Source organism: Arthrobacter sp. B0490 (assembly GCF_002929355.1).
In the GTDB taxonomy this organism is placed as follows: Bacteria; Actinomycetota; Actinomycetes; order Actinomycetales; family Micrococcaceae; genus Arthrobacter_D.
In genome coordinates, this window is the sequence record NZ_PJIR01000003.1 from 430,857 (window position 1) to 448,049 (window position 17,193).

The 17,193-nt window shown below is 71.6% G+C and carries 15 protein-coding genes; 6 read left to right on the forward strand and 9 right to left on the reverse strand.

All coding sequences use genetic code 11. The features are described from left to right. Nucleotides 1-28 precede the first annotated feature (28 nt). Complete coding sequence (locus CXQ97_RS07465) at nucleotides 29-1,285, forward strand: phosphatidylserine/phosphatidylglycerophosphate/cardiolipin synthase family protein (protein ID WP_104180200.1); 1,257 nt, start codon at nucleotides 29-31, stop codon at nucleotides 1,283-1,285. Here the strand turns inward: CXQ97_RS07465 and CXQ97_RS07470 are convergent. Genes CXQ97_RS07470 through CXQ97_RS07495 form a run of 6 tightly spaced genes read right to left on the reverse strand, consistent with a single transcriptional unit; the run spans nucleotide 1,254 to nucleotide 8,988 of the window. Next, complete coding sequence (locus CXQ97_RS07470; protein WP_258062403.1) at nucleotides 1,254-2,018, reverse strand: GntR family transcriptional regulator; 765 nt, start codon at nucleotides 2,016-2,018, stop codon at nucleotides 1,254-1,256. The two genes, CXQ97_RS07465 and CXQ97_RS07470, sit on opposite strands and share 32 nt — an antisense overlap. Continuing rightward, nucleotides 1,984-3,645, reverse strand: coding sequence for an ABC transporter ATP-binding protein (locus CXQ97_RS07475; protein ID WP_104180202.1), 1,662 nt, complete (start codon nucleotides 3,643-3,645; stop codon nucleotides 1,984-1,986). The genes CXQ97_RS07470 and CXQ97_RS07475 overlap by 35 nt, the downstream gene beginning before the upstream one ends. Beyond that, nucleotides 3,629-5,437, reverse strand: coding sequence for a gamma-glutamyltransferase family protein (locus tag CXQ97_RS07480; protein ID WP_104180203.1), 1,809 nt, complete (start codon nucleotides 5,435-5,437; stop codon nucleotides 3,629-3,631). Before CXQ97_RS07480 ends, CXQ97_RS07475 begins: the two co-directional genes overlap by 17 nt. Continuing rightward, the gene (locus CXQ97_RS07485) at nucleotides 5,434-6,333 is read right to left on the reverse strand and encodes an ABC transporter permease (RefSeq protein ID WP_104180204.1); all 900 of its coding nucleotides are present in this window, start codon (nucleotides 6,331-6,333) and stop codon (nucleotides 5,434-5,436) included. The genes CXQ97_RS07480 and CXQ97_RS07485 overlap by 4 nt, the downstream gene beginning before the upstream one ends. Then, nucleotides 6,333-7,286 carry an ABC transporter permease gene (locus CXQ97_RS07490; protein WP_104180205.1) on the reverse strand — a complete coding sequence of 318 codons (954 nt, stop codon included), beginning with the start codon at nucleotides 7,284-7,286 and terminating at the stop codon, nucleotides 6,333-6,335. The genes CXQ97_RS07485 and CXQ97_RS07490 overlap by 1 nt, the downstream gene beginning before the upstream one ends. A 1-nt stretch (nucleotide 7,287) precedes the next feature. Beyond that, nucleotides 7,288-8,988, reverse strand: a complete 1,701-nt coding sequence (locus CXQ97_RS07495; RefSeq protein ID WP_258062404.1) for an ABC transporter substrate-binding protein — start codon at nucleotides 8,986-8,988, stop codon at nucleotides 7,288-7,290. A gap of 133 nt (nucleotides 8,989-9,121) precedes the next feature. Here CXQ97_RS07495 and CXQ97_RS07500 point away from each other — a divergent pair, with 133 nt between their 5' ends. Next, nucleotides 9,122-9,847, forward strand: a complete 726-nt coding sequence (locus CXQ97_RS07500) for a YoaK family protein (RefSeq protein ID WP_181035001.1) — start codon at nucleotides 9,122-9,124, stop codon at nucleotides 9,845-9,847. A 4-nt stretch (nucleotides 9,848-9,851) separates the two neighbouring features. Then, nucleotides 9,852-11,201, forward strand: a complete 1,350-nt coding sequence (locus CXQ97_RS07505; RefSeq protein WP_104180206.1) for a CPBP family intramembrane glutamic endopeptidase — start codon at nucleotides 9,852-9,854, stop codon at nucleotides 11,199-11,201. Nucleotides 11,202-11,219: 18 nt separating this feature from the next. Here the strand turns inward: CXQ97_RS07505 and CXQ97_RS07510 are convergent, their stop codons facing one another. Beyond that, a complete protein-coding gene (locus CXQ97_RS07510; RefSeq protein WP_104180207.1) occupies nucleotides 11,220-11,891 on the reverse strand; it encodes a pentapeptide repeat-containing protein in 672 nt (223 codons plus the stop codon). A gap of 123 nt (nucleotides 11,892-12,014) precedes the next feature. Between CXQ97_RS07510 and CXQ97_RS07515 the strand changes: the two genes are divergently transcribed. Further along, a complete protein-coding gene (locus tag CXQ97_RS07515) occupies nucleotides 12,015-12,479 on the forward strand; it encodes a hypothetical protein (RefSeq protein ID WP_104180208.1) in 465 nt (154 codons plus the stop codon). 99 nt (nucleotides 12,480-12,578) lie between these two features. Further along, nucleotides 12,579-14,393: a glutaminase A gene (glsA, locus tag CXQ97_RS07520; protein ID WP_104180209.1), complete on the forward strand. Its 1,815-nt coding sequence runs from the start codon at nucleotides 12,579-12,581 to the stop codon at nucleotides 14,391-14,393. Here the strand turns inward: glsA and CXQ97_RS07525 are convergent. Further along, complete coding sequence (locus CXQ97_RS07525; RefSeq protein ID WP_104180210.1) at nucleotides 14,390-14,905, reverse strand: SRPBCC family protein; 516 nt, start codon at nucleotides 14,903-14,905, stop codon at nucleotides 14,390-14,392. The two genes, glsA and CXQ97_RS07525, sit on opposite strands and share 4 nt — an antisense overlap. Before the next feature lie 170 nt (nucleotides 14,906-15,075). On the opposite strand from CXQ97_RS07525, the gene CXQ97_RS07530 reads away from it, so the two are divergent. After that, nucleotides 15,076-15,918, forward strand: coding sequence for an SDR family oxidoreductase (locus CXQ97_RS07530; RefSeq protein WP_104180211.1), 843 nt, complete (start codon nucleotides 15,076-15,078; stop codon nucleotides 15,916-15,918). Here CXQ97_RS07530 and CXQ97_RS07535 read toward each other — a convergent pair. Further along, nucleotides 15,905-17,158, reverse strand: a complete 1,254-nt coding sequence (locus tag CXQ97_RS07535) for a glycosyltransferase 87 family protein (RefSeq protein WP_104180212.1) — start codon at nucleotides 17,156-17,158, stop codon at nucleotides 15,905-15,907. The two genes, CXQ97_RS07530 and CXQ97_RS07535, sit on opposite strands and share 14 nt — an antisense overlap. Nucleotides 17,159-17,193: the final 35 nt, after the last annotated feature.

A 17,193-nucleotide genomic window follows, 5' to 3' on the forward strand; every position in this document is an offset into this window, starting at 1 on the left:
GCCCGGGCGGGGGCGATACGCTGGGCCCATGAGCTGGATCAAACGCCGGACCGTTCTGGGATTCGCCCGTGTCACGATGAAGCGCGCCGTGGTCACCCTGTTCGCCGCGCAGGCCGTGGTCATCGGCGGGCTCGTCGGCGTGGACACCTACCAGAAGCGCCGCCGCACCCGGCGCCCCGGCTTCCCCCAGCCCGGGACCTTCCGCACGAGGATCGCCGACACGGACACCACGGTGTACACGTACGGCGAGGACCTCTTCGACGCCATGATCGCGGCCATCGACGGGGCCGAGCACCAGGTGCTGCTCGAGACGTACATCTGGAAGGGCGACGCCGTCGGCGCACGGTTCCGCGATGCCGTGAACCGCGCCGCCGAGCGGGGCGTGGAGGTCTACGTGATCTACGACGGCTTCGCGAACCTCGTGGTCAACCCGTTCTTCTACCGGTTCCACCCGCTCGTCAACGCCTACCGCTTCCCCGTCCTGCGCCCGTCGATCGTCTTCACGAACATCCGCGGGACCGGCTTCGACCACCGCAAGGTGCTCGTGGTCGACGACGAGGTCGGCTTCGTGGGCGGCTACAACATCGGCTCGCTCTACGCGACGAAGTGGCGCGACACCCACCTCGAGATCCGCGGGCCCTCCGTCTGGGAGCTCCGCGAGGCCTTCGCCAACTTCTGGAACCTCCGGGCCCGGCCGCTTCGGCCCGAACTGCCGGATCGCAGCGCGTCGTTCTGGGAACCGCGCATCCGCGCCGTCAACAACATCCCCGCCTACCTCGTGTTCCCCATCCGGGGCGTCTACCTGGACGCGATCAACCGGGCGAAGGACCACATCTTCATCACGACCGCCTACTTCATCCCCGACCGGCAGATCCTCGACGCCCTCCTGCGGGCGAGCCGCCGCGGCGTGGACGTCCGCGTGATCCTCCCCGAGGACTCCAACCACGTCGTCTCGGACTGGTTGTCCCGCGGGTTCTACTCGTCCCTGATCAACGCCGGCGTGCAGATCCTGCTGTACCAGAACTCGATGATCCACGCGAAGACGGCGACGATCGACGGCGAGTGGAGCACGGTCGGCACCGCGAACATCGACCGCCTGAGCCTCACCGGAAACTACGAGATCAACCTCGAGATCTTCGACCGGGACCTCGCGGCCACGATGGAGACGATCTTCGCCGTCGATTCGTCCAACAGCCGCGTACTGACCCGGGAGGAGTGGGAGGGCCGCCACCTCGTGGCGCGCGCCAGCGAACTCATCCTCGCGCCGCTGCGTCCGTTCCTGTAGCGCCGACCGCGCCCGTCCCGGTCCCGTCGGGGGCCGCGAAGCGCTCCATGTACCCGCGCTGCGAGGACCCCACATGGCCCGCCATCAGGCGGTCCGCCTCGTCCGCGTTGCCGGCGTCGATCGCCGCGATGATCAGGCGGTGCTCGCCCCATGACTGCTTGCCGCGGTTGTCGACGTCGGCCGCGTAGAGCCATTCGATCTTGCCCGAGATCTGCCGGAGCAGGGCTGCCAGCGACGCGCTGCCGCTGAGCTCGGCGACACCCAGGTGGAAGCGGATGTTCAGGTCGGGCAGGTCCGCGAGGGCGTCGGCGGCGACCGCGCGGTCGCCGTCGTCGAGGATGGCCGCCAGCGCCCGGCGGGCAGTCCACCACTCGGTGCTGGGCGCCTCGCCGGTGAAGTGCGCCGCCGCCCGCAGCGCCGCGCGGCGTGCGATCGTGGCCTCGATGACCCCGCGGACGGCGAACAGGTCCTCCGCGTCGTCGAGCGGGATCTTCGCGACCGTGGAGCCCGCGTAGGGCTTCGACTCGACGAACCCCTCCGCCTCGAGGGCGCGCAGCGCCTCCCGCACCGGGATGCGCGAGACGCCGTACGTCGCGGCGAGCGCCGCCTCCGTCACGCGGGCCCCGGGGCGCAGCGCGCCGAGGATGATGTCGCGTCGGAGCGCGTCGAGGACGCGCTGCGGGGCCGCCGCGTCCGTCTCAGGCCGCGAAGGCCGCACCGGGGATCGCTCCAAGAAGTTCCTTCGTGTACTCGGCCCGTGGGCGGTTGAAGACGTCGTCCACCGAACCGCTCTCGACGACGTCGCCCGACTTCATCACGACCACGGTGGACGCGATCTGCCGCACCACCGAGAGGTCGTGCGTGATGAAGAGGTAGGTGAGTCCGAGCCTATCCTGCAGGTCGGCGAGCAGCCCCAGGATCTGGTCCTGCACGAGCACGTCCAGTGCGGACACCGCCTCGTCGCAGATCAGCAGCTCCGGTTCGAGGGCGAGCGCCCGGGCGATGGCCACGCGCTGCCGCTGGCCGCCCGAGAGCTCGTTCGGCCGGCGCTGCGCCACGGAGCGGGGCAGGGCCACCTGGTCCAGGAGCTCGCCGACCCTCGCCTGGCGGCCCCGGCGGTCCCCGACGCCGAAGATGCGCAGCGGCTCGTCGATCAGGCGCTCGATGCTGTAGGTCGGGTCGAGGGAGCCGTAGGGGTCCTGGAACACGGGCTGCACCTTCCGGCGGAGCGCCCGGCGCTGGGCGCCGCGCGTGGTCGTGAGGGACTCGCCGTCGATCAGGGCCTGCCCCGACGACGCCGTCTCCAGCCCGAGGATGATGCGCGCCACCGTCGTCTTGCCGGAGCCGGACTCGCCGACGACCGCCGTCGTCGTGCCCCGTTCCACCGCGAAGGAGACGTCGTTCACGGCGCGGACCGTGCTGCCGCGCTGGCCGCGGAGGGCGAACTCCTTGACGAGGTTCTCGACCACGAGGATCGGCGGGGCGGGCACCTTCCCGGCGTCCGGGAGGGTGCCCGCCAGCGGTTCCGAGTCGAGCACCGCCGCCACGGACGGGGCGGCGGCGACGAGCCGCTGCGTGTACTCCTCCTGCGGGTCGAGCAGGATCTGGCGGGGTGTCCCCACCTCGACGATGCGGCCCTCCGACATCACGATGATGCGGTCCGTCCGGTCGGCGGCGAGCCCGAGGTCGTGCGTGATGAACAGCAGCGAGGTGCCGCGCGCGTCCACGAGCGACTGCAGGTGGTTGAGGATCTGCCGCTGGACGGTGACGTCGAGCGCGGAGGTCGGCTCGTCCGCGATGAGCAGCTCGGGCTCCCCCGCGAGGGCGATGGCGATGAGGACGCGCTGCCGCATGCCGCCCGAGAACTCGTGGGGGTACTGCCCGTAGCGGCGGTCGGCGTCCGGGATGCCCGCCTCGGACAGGAGGGCGACGGCCCGCTTGCGCACCTCGGCGCGGTCGGGCTTCGCCTCGCCTCGCAGGCTCGCCACGATCGCGTCGGCGACCTGCGGGCCGATCTTCATGGCCGGGTTCAGGTTGGACATCGGGTCCTGCGGGACCAGCGCCACGCGCTGGCCGCGGATGGTCCGCAGCACGGGCTCGGACGCCGTGGCGAGGTCCTCGACGTCGCCCCGCGTGCGTCCGGCGCCGAGCACGATGGACCCGTGCGAGATGCGTCCGCTGCCGGGCAGCAGGCGCAGGATCGCACCGATCGCCGTCGACTTGCCGGAGCCCGACTGGCCCACGATGGCCACGCGCTCGCCGCGCCGCATCGAGAAGCCGATGCGGTGCAGGACGGGGGTCCCGCCGAAGGTCACCTCCAGGTCGGTGACCTCCAGGATGTTCTCAGCGTCCTGCAGCATAGCCCTGTGCTCCTCGCGGGTTGGCGGCGGCCGAGAGCACGCCGGTGTCGTGGTCCTTGGAGACGGAGGAGAGGCGCCCGAGGGACCAGTCCCCCGCCCGTGTCACGGCATGGCCCCGGCGTTCGAGGTCCGCGATGACGTCCTCGCCCAGCCGGTCCTCGACGACGGCGCCGCCCGGTTCCCAGGTGCGCGGCCAGAAGGATCCGGGGATGGACGTGGTGTGCAGGGACGGTGCGTCGATGGCCTGCTGCGGCGTGTACCCGCCGACGATCGTGCGGAGGATGTAGAGCAGCTGCCACTGGTCCTGCTGGTCGCCGCCGGGCGAGCCGAGGGCGACGACGGGTCTCCCGTCCCGGAGGATCAGCGTGGGGGTGAGGGTGGTGCGGGGCCGCTTGCCGGGCTGCAGCGTGGAGGGCGCGCCCTCCTCGAGCCACGTCATCTGGAGCCGCGAGCCGAGGCAGAAACCGAGTTCGGGGATGGTCGGTGAGGACTGCAGCCAGCCCCCGCTCGGCGTCGCGGAGACCATGTTCCCGGCCGAGTCGACGACGTCGATGTGGCACGTGTCGCCGCGCGTCTCGCCGCTGCGGGACACCGTGGGTTCCCCCACGCCGGCGAAGCCGCCGGAGCCGACCAGCGCGGGCGGCGTGTAGTCGGTGCGCAGCGGCGGGGTGAAGGGCTCCACGCCGGGGACGGTCCCGGGCCGGAACTCGAGCGAGGCATCAGCGGTGATCAGGGCCCGGCGCTCCGCGGCGTACTCCGCGGAGAGCAGGTACTCCAGGGGTACGTCGGCGTCGCCGTAGTAGGCCTCGCGGTCGGCGATGGCGAGCTTCTGCGCCTCGAGGATGGTATGCGCGCCGAGGGCGGTGGACGGGTCGAGCCGGTCGTCGTCGAACCCGTCGAGGATGGCGAGGGTCTGCAGCAGGGCGGGGCCCTGCCCCCACGGTCCGGTCTTGGCGATGGTGTGGCCGCGGAACTCGAGGGTCGCGGCCTCCTCGTAGCCGGCCCGGAACCCTGCGAAGTCCTCGACGGTGATCACGCCGGCGTGGTCCAGCCCGGAGGAATGCCGGTGCGGCGTCGCCACGAACGCGGCGGAGGCCTGCGCGACGAGCCCCGTACGCCACTCGAGCCGTGCGGCGTCGATCCGCTCGGCCCGTGTCCCGCCGTCGCCGGCGGCGCCGACCAGGGACCCGAGGACGCGGGCATAGGCCTCGTTCCGGATCACCTCGCCCTCGCATGGCGGCCTGCCCTTGGGCATCCAGAGGGCCGCGGACGTGGGCCAGTGCTCGGTGAAGAGGTCCGCCACGGCCGCGATGGTCGCCCCCACGCGTCCGACGATCGGGTGACCGTCCCGCGCATAGCCGATCGCGAACGCCAGGACGTCCTCGAGCTCCCACGTGCCGTGGTCGCGCAGCAGGAGCAGCCACGCGTCGACGGCGGCGGGGACGGCCGCGGCGAGGGCGCCCGCGCCCGGGACGAGCTCGAGGCCCTCGGCGAGGTAGTGCTCCCGCGTCGCGGCGGCCGGGGCGGGGCCCTGGCCCATGAGGACGACCGGCCGGCCCGGCTCCTCCGCCGTGGCGAAGACGCCGGTCATGTCGCCGCCGGGTCCGTTGAGGTGCGGTTCGACGACGTGCAGGACGAACGCCCCGGCGACGGCGGCGTCGAAGGCGTTGCCGCCGCGCTCGAGGACGGCCTGCGCGGAGGCGGTGGCCAGCCAGTGCGTCGAGGCGGTCATGCCGAAGGTGCCCTGGAGGGTGGGTCGGGTGGTGAAGGAGGGAGGGGGTGTGTACGTCATCGTTGTCCCTTTCGGCTGGTGTTCGTCGGGTCGAAGGCGTCGCGCAGGGCGTCCCCGAACAGGTTGAAGGCGAGGCAGATCAGGGCGATCGCGATGCCCGGGAAGATCGCCGCGCTGGGTGCGCGGAAGAGGTACTGCTGGGCGTCGGAGAGCATGATGCCGAGGCTCGGTGTGGGTGGCTGGATGCCGAGCCCGAGGAAGGACAGCAGTGCCTCGCCGATCACCGCGACCGGCATGATCACCGTAGCCTGCACGATGATGGCCGACGTGGCGTTCGGCAGGACGTGCCGCAGCATGATCCACGTCGGTGAGGCGTCCATGGTGCGGGCACCGAGCACGAAGTCGCTCTCCTTGATGCGCAGGGTCTCACCCCGCACCACCCGGATCATGGTGGGGATCTGCGCGATGCCGAGCGCGATCGCGGCATTGCCGAGGCTCGGGCCGCTGATCGCTGCGAGGCCGACGGCGATGATCAGGAACGGGAACGCGAGGGTGACGTCGGTGAGGCGGGAGATGACGGCGTCGAACCCGCGGGAGTAGCCCGCCAGCAGGCCGAGGGGCGTCCCGATGACGACGGCGAGCAGCACGGACAGCACGCCGACCTGCAGGGAGGTCTGGATGCCGAACAGCAGGCGCGAGAGGATGTCCCGACCGAGGTCGTCGGTGCCGAGCGGGAAGCCCTCCGTGAGGGGCCGCTGGAACGGGGTGTCGAAGTGCACCTCGGTGGGCGGGTAGGGCGCGAGGACCGGCGCGAGGAGCGCCGCCAGCACCACGACCACGAGCAGGATGCCGCCGGTGATGCCGAGCGGGTTCGAGCGCAGGGAGGACAGGATGCGCCCCCGGCCGGAGCCGAGCCCCGACCCGCCCGCTCCCGGGGTCAGTGTTTCGACGGCCATCAGTTGGCTCCTCCGACGCGGATCTTGGGATTGACCACCGAGTACAGGACGTCCACGGCGAGGTTGATGAGGATGTAGCTGACGGTGATGATCAGCACCACCGCCTGGATGACGGGATAGTCGCGCGTGAAGACGGCGTCGAGGGTGAGCTTCCCGAACCCCGGCAGCGCGAAGATGCGCTCCGTCACCACGGCTCCCGAGATGAGCCCGCCGAGCTGCAGGCCCACGATGGTCACGACGACGATGAGCGAGTTCCGCAGCCCGTAGCGCATCAGCACGCGGCCGCGGCCGAGGCCCTTCGCGCGGGCCGTCCGGACGTAGTCGGTGGTCATGGTCTCGATCATCGACGCCCGGGTCTGGCGCATGATGACGGCGGCGAGCCCGGTGCCGAGGATCAGGGCGGGCAGCGTCAGGTAGTAGAGGCCCCGGAGCGGATCGGAGAGCACGTCGACGTAGCCGGAGGCGGGGAACCAGCCCAGGCTGACGGCCAGGTACAGGATGGCGAGGATGCCGAGCCAGAAGTTGGGCACCGAGAGACCGATGAGGGCGAAGGCGTTCGCGACCCACTCGGGCCAGCGTCCCCGGAACCGTTCGGCGATCACGCCGAACAGGATCCCGACGACGATCGCCACGACGATCGCGTACGCGGAGAGCCAGAGCGTGACCGGCAGGGTGGTCGCGATCAGCTCCGTGACCGGGGTGCCCGTCCGGGTGGACTCGCCGAAGTCGCCGCGGAACATGTTGCGCACGAAGGCGAAGTACTGGGTCACGAGGGGCTGGTCGAGCCCCATCTCGGCGCGCACGGCGGCGAGCTGCTCGGGGGTCGCCTCCTCCCCCGCCATGGCGAGGGCTGGGTCGCCGGGCAGCTGGCGCACCCCGACGAAGACCACGATGGACGCGAGGACCAGCGTGACGGCCGACTGCCAGAGCTTGGTGAGGAGATAGCGGCCCATGTCAGTTCTCGCTCTCGGAGGATGGCTCGATGAAGGCGGCGTTGCTGAGGTGCACGACGCCGTCGGCGAAGGTCTCCACGCCGGCGATGTCCGTGCTGTAGGCGGTGAGGCTCCGCTGCCGGTACAGGTAGATGAGGGGGTTGTCCTGCTGCACGAGCTCCACGGCCCGGCCGTAGAGTGCCGCGCGCTCACCGACGTCGTTGATCTGTGCGGCGCCGGTCAGCAGCTCGTCCACCGCGGGGTTGCTGTAGCCGGAGTAGTTGTTGCCGCCGCCGGTCGAGAGGAAGTTGAACATGTTGCCGTGCGGGTCGATGCGCCCGGACCAGCCGAGCTGGAGGGCCTCGAAGTCGCCCTGGGACTGCACGTCGAGGAGGGTCGAGTACTCGACCGGCACCACGGTGAGGTCGAAGCCGCCGTCAGCGACGGCCGCCTGCAGCGCCTGCCCGTAGCGGAGGGTGTCGGGGGTGTTGGTCACCTGCATCTCGATGGGGTACGGCGTCTCGACGCCGGCGTCCGCGAGCAGCTTCCTCGCCCCCTCCGGGTCGTACGGCGGGCAGGCCTCGCTCAGGGCGGAGGCGTACGGGCTGTCGGGTGAGATGGGCGAGCACGCGGGTTCGAACCAGCTGTTGAACACGGTGTTCACGAGGGCCTCGCGGTCGATGGACATGGACAGGGCCATGCGGATCGCCCGCTCCTGCGCGAGCGGCGTGTCGATGGTGCCCGGCGGCTCCCCGACGCCGGCGGTGTTGCCCACGTTCACGGTGAGCCCCTGGTAGCCGAGCGAGCCGACCTGCAGCACGCCGACGCCCTCCTCCTGGAGCAGGGCGTCGATGTCCTGCGGCGAGATGGTGTCGGCCACCTGCACGTCGCCGGAGCGCAGGTTCGCGGCCCGGATGTTCGCGTCCGTGATGATCCGGTAGGTGATGGTGTCGAGGTGCACGTCGTCGGCGTCGTAGTAGAGCGGGTCGCGCTCGACGGTGATGGACGTCTGCGGTACGCGGTCGACGAACTTGAACGGCCCCACGCACACCGGGCTGCTGCCGAAGTCGGCACCCTGCTCCGCGATGGCTTTCGGCGAGAGCATCATGCCGGCGCGGTCGGCGAGGGCCGCGGCGAGGGGCGCGAAGGGCTTCTCGTAGCTGATCCGCACCCGGTCGGCACCCACCGCGCGGATGGCGCTGATCGGCCCGAGTTCGCTCTTGCGGGTGGAGCCCTCGAGGGTGAGATGGCGCTCGAGGGTCGCCCGCACCGCCTCCGCGTCGAAGGGTTCCCCGTCCGCGAACACCGCGTCGGTGCGCACGGGGATGGTGACGGTCAGGCCGTCCTCCGAGATCTCCGGGAGGGCCGTGGCCAGCTGCGGGACGAGCTCGCCCTCGGCGTCGATGTCGTAGAGCTTCTGGCACATGGTCTGCATGACGTACCGCGTGTAGAGGGACGACGACGTCGTCGGGTCGAGGCGGTCCGGCTCGGCGGAGAGCGCCATGACGAGGTCCCCTCCCTCACGGATCGCGGCGCCCGTCAGGGGGACGCTCGTCACGTCGTCGCGGACGGGCGCGGCCGGCAGCGGCTGGACGGGCTGGCACGCGGTCAGGGCGGTCAGGGCGGTCAGGGCGAGCGTGGCCGCGGTGAGCAGTCCCGCCGCCCTGCCGTGCCGGCGGCGGTGCATGGGCCTCTGCTGGGGATGCTGCGGGTGCTGCTGCATGGGGTTCCTCACGAACGGGCGGACGGAACTGCTTCTGCATCGCGGTCTGCATTCGCTGTGTTATTGAATACAATCACCGCTACGACGATAAGCTTCGTATACATTCGTTTCAAGACTGTTACCGAAGGAAAACATGGTGAAGAAGAATCGGGTGGCCACGGACCGCCTGCATCTGTGGCTCATGCTCGTGCTCACGTTCTCCACGGGCGTGATCGACGCCGTGGGCTATCTCGGCCTCGACCGCGTTTTCACGGGCAACATGACCGGCAACGTCGTCCTCCTCGGCATGGCCTTCGCCGGCGGCGCCGAACTCCCGATCCTCAGGCCCGCCCTCGCCCTCGTCTTCTTCATGGTGGGTGCGGCCCTCGCGGGCCGGGTGCTGCGGAAGGGCCCCGAGGGATGGTCCGGCCGCACCTCGAGCACCCTCCTCGCGGTGACCGTTGGGCTGACGGCGCTCGCGGTGTACGTCGCACTGGTCGACGTGCATGCCGCGGAGGTCCTCGGCAGCATCACGACGTCGGTGCTCGCGACGACGATGGGCATCCAGGCCGCGACGGCGAAGCGCCTCAAGGTCGCCGAGATCACGACCGTCGTGGTGACCTCGACGATCACCGGGCTCGCCTCCGACTCCCGCCTCGCCGGCGGCAAGAGCCCGTTCTGGGCACGCCGCGCCGCGGCGATCGTGCTGATCATGGCCGGTGCCGTGGTGGGGGCCCTGGCCCTCTCGGTGGGCCTCTGGCTCGGCGTGGCGGTGTCCGCACTGCTCTCCGCCGTCGTCACCCTCCTCGGGCACCTGCGCCACCGGCAGGACCGCGCGGGAAGCGTCGCAGAGAGTACCGAGGAATCCGCACTACGGTAGACCCATGCAACAGGTCGACCCTCAGTACGAGTTCCACCGGCTGGCCCTCTCGTGGCCATGGCACCGCTGGTGGAAACCGCTCCTCACGGCTCTGCTCGGTTTCGTGTTCTACGTCGTCTTCGTCCTCGTGGTGGTCGTGGCGGGCCTGGGTGTCGCCACCCTCTCGCCCACCGGCGTCGACCCGTACCTGGACGCCCTGACGGTCCTGGACCTCAGCAACCCGGTGATGTTCGCCTTCACGCTGGTGTCGCTGATCCTGATGATCCCGGCGCTCGCACTCGCGGCGCTGATCATGGGGCCGAAGCCCCTCGGCCTGCTCTCCTCCGTGGCCGGCCGGATCCGCTGGACCTGGCTCGCGGTCTGCACGGCCGCCGCCCTGGCCGTCTTCCTGGCGAGCCTCGCCGTCTCGACGGGCATCGGGTTCTTCTTCCCCGAGGACGTCGCCGCCGCACCGGCGCAGCAGGACACCTCGATCCTCGTCATCATGCTGGCCCTGTCCCTCCTCGCCGTCCCCTTCCAGGCCGCGGCCGAGGAGTACGTCTTCCGGGGCTTCCTGATGCAGGCCATCGGCAGCTGGCTGAAGCACCCGGCCTTCGCGATCCTCCTCCCCGTGCCCCTGTTCGTCCTCGGCCACGGCTACGACCCCCTCGGCCAGGCCGACGTCGCGCTCTTCGCCGTCTTCGCCGGCTGGATCACCTGGCGCACGGGCGGGCTCGAGGCGGCGATCGCCGTGCACGCGATCAACAACATGACCATCTTCGTGCTCGGTGCCTTCGGGCTGGTGGACGTGAACTCCACCGAGGGGTCGGTGAGTGGACTGGTCGTCTCGGCCCTCACCATGGCGGTCACCGCCGTCGTCATCGTTCGCCTCGCGGACCGTCGGGGCATCGCGCGCACGCGCACCGTCGCTCCGCAGCCGGTCTTCGCGCCGGCCGCCGCGTTCCCCGGGCAGCCCTTCGCCGACGGGTATGCGTACCGCCCTCGCGGCGCCCACTCCGCACTCCCGCCGACGGACCCGGCCGTGCCGCCGTGGACGCGGACGCGCTCGCGGAAGCCCGAGCCGACGCAGGCCCAGCCCGTCCAGCCCCTCAGCCCTCCTGCAGCTGCTCCCGCCACGGGTCCTGGTCGACGGCCGGCAGGTCCCGCGGCCGGCCCCGGAGCCGCTCCTGCCGGGCAGTCCGGTGGGCAGTCCGGCGGCGTGCCGTCGGGCGGTCCCGCCGCTGCCGACCGGGACTACAGCGCCGACCGCCACCCCGCCGGTCCCGCCCACCCGGACGGTCCCGGTCATCCCCCGGGCGTGCCGCATCCCGCGGGCCCGGGCTATCCGGGGGCCGGGACGCCGCGCGAGCCCTGACGGCCGGCTCCCGACGGGTCAGCCGTCGACGCGCAGCCCCATGCTGTCCGCGAGGAAGGGCGCCAGCAGCTGCAGCTGGTACTCGTCGATCGTTGCACCGCGCAGCCCGTCGAGCCCCTGGAGGGCGCGGAAGCTGCTGGTACGGAGGTCCGTGTCCCGGATCTGCGCGCCGTCGAGCGTGAGCGTCCCGATGGTGCAGTCCGCCAGCGCGAGCCGTGTCGCCCTCACCCCGGTGAGGTCCAGTTCACCGATGATGCAGCCGCTCACGAGGACGTCCGTCAGCCGCGCGCCGCGGAGGTTCACGTAGTCGAGCTTCCCGCCGTCGAGGTGGACGCCGTCGAGCCGGCTGTCGTAGAGCTCCGCCGATCCCCACCGCGTACTGCGCAACGACGTCTCCCGCCAGCTGCTGCGGGGGGCGCGGAACACCGGTGCGAAGAGATCCTCGAAGGCGCACTCGACGACGCGCGCACCGCGCAGGTCGGTGCCGTCGAGCGAGACCCCCTCGAACACGCACTCCTGCAGCGTGATGCCGGCGAGCTCCTCGCCGTCGAGGTCCAGCCGCTCGTAGTGCTCGCCCTCCCGGTGGTCTCCGTCGAGCAGGTGCGGGTCGTCCACCCGGGTCACGCCCTGCGGGGCCCGGAGGGACAGGCGCGGGGCGCTCGTCCCGGTGCGCGTGGCTGGGCGTGGCATCGCTGCGTCCGATCGTCGTTCGTGCCGCAGTCCCCTGCGGCCGGACCTCCATTGCATCATGCTGTCCGGAGGCGGCACCGTGCTTTACTAGGGAGCATTCGTCCGTCCAGGGGGAGGAAACCGATGAGCAGCGAGCGCATGCAGTCCACCTACGACCCGCGCTACGAGGGGATCTACCAGCGCGGCGGTGCCACCGAGGCGGTCTCGCGCATGGAGTCGCCCGCGCCGCCGGCCCCTGCCCTGCCGCACGAGCCGGAGCGGCCCGTGGAACCCTCGGCCATCCGCGAGGTGGCGCCCCAGGGCCTTCCCCGGCAGGACGAAGCGGTGCCCCGCAACCCGTACGACCGGTGGCTGTGGATCCTCGCGGGCGCCCTCGTGGCGCTCGGGGTGTTCTTCCTGGCGGCGCCGATGCTCTACGAGCAGCAGTACATGGAGGCCATGACCTCGGGGCAGCCGGGCGGGGGCTACATCAACCCCTGGTACAACTACACGGCGGCGGCGGCGCCCGTTCTCCTGCTGACCGGCGTCGCGACCGCTGTCGCCCAGCTCTTCGTGCTGTCCGTCCGGCACACGCTGGCGACGCGCTGACCCTGCACCGACCCTGCACCGACCACGCGCCGGGCGGTGCCGCCGGGCACGCGCCGACGGCCGTCGGGCGGTCGCTCTCCGCCCCGTAGGGTGGAGAGCATGGAATCACCGATCGAGAGCTACCTGCGGACCATCCACCGGGAGATCTCGGATCTGCGCGACGGCAAGCCGTACAGCACCATCCCCGCCATGGCGAACGTGAACCCGGACAACTTCGGCATCTGCCTGACCACCGTGGACGGGTACATGTACGAGGTGGGCGACACGCGCGAGGAATTCACCATCCAGTCCATCTCCAAGCCCTTCACCTACGGCCTGGCGCTCTCCGACCTCGGCATGGACGCCGTCGACGCCAAGGTGGACGTGGAGCCGTCGGGCGACTCGTTCAACGAGATCTCCCTCGCACCGGGCACCGGCCGCCCCTCCAACGCGATGATCAACGCCGGCGCGCTGACGGCCACGTCCCTCGTCCAGTCGCGCGGCGGGAACCGGCGCTTCAAGCGCATCCTCAGCACCTACTCGCACTTCGCCGGACGCCAGCTCGGCGTCGACGAGGAGATCTTCAGGTCCGAACTGGACCACGGCCACCGCAACCGCGCACTGGCCCACCTGCTGCGGTCCTTCGGCATCATCGAGGACGATCCCACGCCGGTCATCGAGGACTACTTCCGGCAATGCTCCGTGATGGTCAACTGCATGGACCTCTCCGTCATGGCGGCCACGCTCGCGAACTCGGGACGCAACCCGCTGACCGGGGTCGAGGCCATGGATCTCCTGGCCGTCGAGCGGGTCCTCTCGGTGATGACCACGTGCGGGATGTACGACGACGCCGGATCGTGGATCAGCACCGTGGGCATGCCGGCCAAGAGCGGCGTGGGCGGCGGCACCATCGCCGTCCTGCCCGGACAGGTGGGGCTCGCGGTCTACTCGCCCCCGCTCGACGAGCACGGCAGCAGCGTGCGCGGCATGGCCACGAGCCAGCGCATGTCCCGCGACATGGAGCTGCACTTCGTGCGCGCGGCGCGGGCCGGCCGGTCCGCCATTCGCGCCACCTACGACATCCTCGCCGCGCCGTCGGGCATCCGGCGCACGGACGAGGCGATGGACGTGCTGCGCGAGCACGGGAACCAGGCGATGGTGATCGAGCTCAACGGCGACCTCCTGTTCGCGGGCACCGAGTCCATGGTGCGTGAGCTGAGCGGACTCGACGACGACGTCGATTTCGTGATCCTGGACCTGCGCCGCGTCGACGAGGTCGCCGACGTCTCCCTCCGCCTGCTCGGCGAGGTGCGGGAGAACCTCACGAAGGTGGACTGCGACCTCGTGCTGATCGACGGCGAGGGAACGCTCGCGGAGACCTTCCGGGACGTCGACCGGCCCGTCCCGACCTTCGACACCCGCACCGCCGCCGTCGAGTGGTGCGAGAACGAGCTCATCACCCGTTACGGCGGGGACCTCCTCCTCCCCTCGACGGTGGACGTGGCCCAGTGCCCCGCGCTCAACCCGCTCTCCGACGAGGACGTCGAGGCCCTGACGGCGCACATGGAGGACCGCACCTACGAGAAGGGCCACGTGGTGCGGCGCGTCGGGCAGACGTTCGGCGGCGTGTTCTTCATCCTCTCGGGCAAGATCGCCACGTCGGTCCCCGGACCCACCGGCGAGCGCCTCAAGCTGACCACCCTGAGCGCCGGGATGACGTTCGGCGAACTCGCCCTCGGCAGCGACGACCGGCAGGAGACGACGGTCAAGGCGCTCGAGGACGTCCACGTCAAGGTGCTCACCGCCCAGGCCATCAGGACCGTGGAGAAGGACGACCCCCGGCTCGCCGTCGAACTCTGGAAGGCCCTCACGCGCGACGCCTACACCCGGGTGGACCTGTACCTGCGGGAGACGGCCGTGCGGATCCGGGACTAGCGGCCGCGCCGGGGCGGTCCGGCCTCGGCCGCCGCCTTGAGGTTGCGCAGCGTGCGCCGGATGTTCCCGCGCTGGAACGCCGCGAAGGTGGTCCCGCCGGTCGCCACGTAGTCGAACGCCCGCGCGGCGGCGTCGTGCCAGGGGCGGTCGTCGGTCCACGTCTCGGTGACGAGGGTCCCGCCGTCGAGCTCCTCGAAGGTGTACCGCCAGGTCGCGATGCGGGCCGGGACCCGTCGCTTCGCGCCACCGATGGCGTGCACGCGGAAGGCGAACTCCCGGCCGGGCTCGGCGACCGTCACGGTGCAGCGCGTGGTCCAGCTGACGCGCCCGCGCGTGTTGGCGCCGTCGAACACCGTGCCGACCGTGACGCGGCCGTCCCCGCCCGCCAGCACGGCTCCCCTGTTCTCAGGGCTCCACTCGCCCATCCTCGTCACATCGCTGACCATGGCGTAGAGCGCTTCCGGCGGCCGCGCGACCACCGTGCTGTCCGAGACCGAGATGACCCGTCCCATGCGTCCCCTTCGCTGCCGGTCCGTCGCCCGGGCTGCCGGGCGCACCGCGGGCCAGTCTACGTCCGGGACCTGGGGGAGCCGGCCGGGCACGGCACACGCCCCTGCCCCTGCCCCTGCCCCTAGACTGGCGACGATGCGTGGCCTCGTCCGGCCACCGGGACGGGAGTGCGATGACGGTGCTGATAGCGGGCTGCGGGGACCTCGGGACAGAAGTGGGCTTGCGGCTCGCTGCCCGCGGCGAGCGCGTGGTCGGCTGGCGCCGATCCCCCGACCTTCTCCCCGCGGGCATCGAGGGCGTGGCCGCGGACCTGACCCGGCGCCTGCCGCCGGTCCCGCCGGACACGGACGTCGTCGTCATCGCCACCGCCGCCGGGGAGCGCAGCGAGGCGGCCTACCGCAGCGCCTACGTGGACGCGACGGGCAACGTGCTGGACGCCCTCGCTCGCGACGGCGTCTCGCCCCGGCGCATCGTCTTCGTGTCCTCCACCGCGGTGTACGGGGACTTCGACGGCGGTCGGGTCACCGAGGAGTCACCGGCGGAGGCGACCGCTCCGACGGCGCGGCTGGTGCGCGAGGCCGAGCGGGTGCTCCTCGGCAGGTCGAACCGCGGGACCGTCCTCCGGCTCTCCGGGATCTACGGGCCGGGCCGGACACGCCTCATCGACCAGGTGAGGGGCGGGGCCGTGCTGCCGGCGGAACCGCAGTGGACCAATCGGATCCACCGCGACGACGCCGCGGCGGCGATCGTGCACCTGGTCACGGCGGTCGCGGATCCGGCCCCGATCTACCTGGGCAGCGACGAGCTGCCCGTGGACCTCGGGGAGGTGCTGCAGTTCCTCGCCGCCGAGCTCGGCCTGCCGGAACCGCCCCGCGGCGAGGTGGCCGCGACCCGCGGCGGCGCGCGCCGGGTGGACAGCGGCCTGCTCCGGTCCACCGGGTTCTCCTTCACCTATCCGACGTACCGGGAAGGGTACCGAGCGGTCCTCGCAGGGCAGGGCGTCAGGCACCCGTAGCCGCGGCGGCGGGGACGCGGGCGCGGGCCCCCAGGCGTCCGAGCCGCACGAGCGACCAGACGAAGATGCTGATCACCAGCAGGTTCCGGAGCGTGAGCAGGACGGCGACGGCAGGGTTGAGCTCGTAGCGCAGGGCGTCGTAGAACACGGGGTACACGAGCGTGGTGAGGCCCGCCGTCGCCAGCATGGCGATCGCCGGATAGCGCCATTCGGCCGCCCGGTCGAGCACGAGCCCTGCGGCGATGACGGCAGCGATCCAGAGCATGAACTGCGGGGAACCCACCTTGTTGAACACCACGAGGGTGCTCACGAGCGCCAGCGACCCCGCGGCGAGCAGTGGCCCCGCCTCCGCGCCGCGGTGCAGCGCGATCGCGAGGAACGCCGCGACCAGGACGACCGTCAGGACGAGCAGCGGTGTCATGAGGTCCCCGACGAGACCGCTCAGCGCCCCCCGGACCTCCATGGTGTTGATGACCTCGTCCTCGAAGAAGTACGCGCCCGAGGTCCCCGTGATGGCCTGCCACACCCCGGGCGTGCTGAGCGGCGCCTCGAGCTGCATGCCGCGGGCACCCTGCGCCGTGAGGAAACCGGTGAGGTTGCGGACGTCCCCTGCCACCGCGACGACGGCCGCGATGCCGGCGGTGAGGGCGATGCCGGCACCGAGGATGCCCAGTCTGCCCTTGCGCACGACGACGAGGGCTGCGAGCACGACGGCGGCCGGCCACACCTTCATCCATGTCGCCGCACTGAGGATGAGGGCCGCGACGAACGGGCGCACGGCGACCAGGAGCAGCGCGGTGATGACCAGGGGCGCCGTCAGGCCGTCGATCCTGCCGACGGCGACCGGGCCGAGCAGTGCCGTCGCCGTCAGCCACCAGTAGGCGGCGGTGGGCGACGACGCCGCTCCGCGCCGGAGGAGGGCCGCCGTGGCGAGGGCGTTGAGCCCGGCGAAGAGCAGGAACCACGCCAACTGGTAGAGGTAGGGGCCGAACACCGTGGCGGCCACCATGGGTGCCAGGGCCCCGACGGGGTACACCCAGGCCGTGTCGATGCCCTGCCACGTCCCGTCGTCCAGGGCGAGGTACGCCCATTCGCGGTAGAAGCGGATGTCGCTGAGCACTCCCCCGCCGAGGATGAAGGGCAGCAGGCGGGCGAGGAAACCGAGGTGGATGAGGGCGAAGAAGAGCCAGACCGAGCGGGCGCTGTTGCGGGTCTCCGGTCGGGGGAGGCGGATGCGCACGGAGGGGCTCCTGGTCGGTTCGGGCGGTGGCAGCC